This is a genomic window from Bullifex sp. (genome assembly GCF_034103065.1).
Taxonomy (GTDB): Bacteria; Spirochaetota; Spirochaetia; order Sphaerochaetales; family Sphaerochaetaceae; genus Bullifex.
In genome coordinates this window covers 1-2100 of record NZ_JAXEGN010000010.1, presented here as the reverse complement: position 1 = coordinate 2100, position 2100 = coordinate 1, and the positions used below count along the sequence as shown (strand labels likewise).

The window sequence follows — 2100 nt, the reverse complement described above, 5'->3', positions numbered from 1 at the left end:
CCAACGTAATCACAACTACCACAATATGCAGAAAGTGGACAAACAGATTTATCTTTCATCTAATACATCCTTTATCAGCGGATTCGAAGAATTTAAGTCTACAAAGCAACCACCTTGAGTTAATCTTCTTAAGGCTTCATTATCATCAGCACCTCTATCGCTCTTTTTCTCCAATGTAGATCTAACCATCTTAAGCATAGCTTTTTTAATAAAGTTTAGATTGGAAAAATCCAATCCACCAGAAACGTAGTATAGTCTTGACTCATCAAGCCTATTATCCTTTGCAAGTAAGCTAAGGCGCTGAGGAGAAGGAGGATATATACCTGTTGCTAAAACAAATAGCTTATCATCATCAACTTCATTCTTAATATCCGCAAGCTCTGAGATATTACCACCAAAAACAAAAGAACAGAATATCACTTTGCTATATTCTTTTGTATTTGTACCTTTTTTATAAAGCTCTGCTTTAACATTTAATGCAGAAGCAATATATTCAGCATATTGTTTCGTAAAGCCAGTTTTAGAAACATATACAACCTTATATTTATGCATTTAGTTTACCTCTTTTAAAAAATTTGTTTAGCCTTTATTTCAAAGTTATCAAGAGGATATATTGGTCTTGGTAAAGCCTTATAATTTAATCGAGTATAGATTTCATCTGAGCTACCATCAGATAAAACCAAAATAGCTGTATTTGCTATTTTTTTTAGTTCAGGCTCAAGGTATCCAAGTTTAACAACAATAACCTTTCGTTCTTCTGGAATAATATTCAATTTCCTCATCATCTCTGGCTCGTAGCATCCAACATGAGAATAAGTAACAACAACATCAATACCATCAATATTGATTAATGCAATCTTACTTCCTGGAAAGTTATCACAAAGAGAAATAACTCTTCCTTCAAAGTCAATTGGAGAACTTTTTACTTTATCAAATTTTGCCCCAAGACTTCCCTTGATCACAGAATTAATGCCTGACTCAAATGCAAGATTTACTACCTCTGGATCATAAAAAGCTTGATAAATAATAGGTGGATTTAAGGTTTTTAATTTCTCTTCCTTTAATATTAATTTTAAGAAATTTGTTACATCACCACTTGATCCCGCAGTTGGGTTATCACCACTATCTGAAAGAATAATAGGAAAAGATTTTTTTTCTATTTCCTCTTTACATTTAATTATCGACTCTTGCATTTCATAAGCTTGAGTACAAAAGTTAAAATCATCCTTATGGCTAATCACATTATTTGCAATAGTTAATGCAACATTTGAAGCCTTTTCTTTTGTAGTTGCAATAGCTAAAGCTGTGATACCATTCTCTTCTACATCGGCCCATGGGAAACCCATAAAGAGAGAAATTGATGACACCTCCTCAGCTGCTTCTTTTCTCCTAATATCATCCATGATTTCATTCATTGGGAATGTAGAGGTCTCGCTCTTTTCGCCTGCTATCAACATTGGAATGTGATAAGCGCTCATGCAAAACTTTTTACCGTCTAAAATATCTAAAAGAATATCAGCAGCTTTTTCACCAGTTTCAATTGTATCAGTATGGGGAGCACACTTATACCCTACTACACCATCTATTAAGCTAAGCATTTCCTCAGTAATTGTCGCATGCATATCAAGGGCAATGACTATAGGAGTATTGGGACAAATATTTTTTATTTGCTTTAGAATATCTGTCTCTGCCTTACCCAGATCTTTTACCCGCATAGACCCATGCAAGGCAAGACAAATTCCATCTACAGGCAGTGCCTTCTTTAAACTGTTTATAAACTCATAGCGTAAAGAAAGATAAACACTCTTATCCCATTCCCCATTTGGAACGGCTCTAGCATGCAAGGAGGTAATAACCTCATGTCCTCTTTCTTTTAACCGTGATATTATTCCAAATAGACTATCCTCTCTCATTTGAGAGTTAAAATCATCATTTCGTCGTACAATTATATCTTCACGACCAGTAATAATAGGATTAAATGTATCTGATTCGTGGTGAAAACCACCTGTAAAAATCTTCATTACAATAATCCCATAACCTGACTAACTCTTTGAGAAGAAGTATGTGTGATAGTAAATTCACTTTGACGGAGTAAACCAC

The 2100-nt window shown here is 34.1% G+C and carries 2 protein-coding genes; both read right to left on the bottom strand.

All coding sequences use genetic code 11. The features are described from left to right. Positions 1 to 48 precede the first annotated feature (48 nt). On the bottom strand, positions 49 to 552 hold the full coding sequence (locus tag SOY52_RS00335; protein ID WP_320846997.1) for a flavodoxin domain-containing protein: 504 nt from the start codon (positions 550 to 552) through the stop codon (positions 49 to 51). Between the two features lie 14 nt (positions 553 to 566). Beyond that, positions 567 to 2021, bottom strand: coding sequence for a M81 family metallopeptidase (locus SOY52_RS00330; protein ID WP_320846996.1), 1455 nt, complete (start codon positions 2019 to 2021; stop codon positions 567 to 569). Positions 2022 to 2100 lie beyond the last annotated feature (79 nt).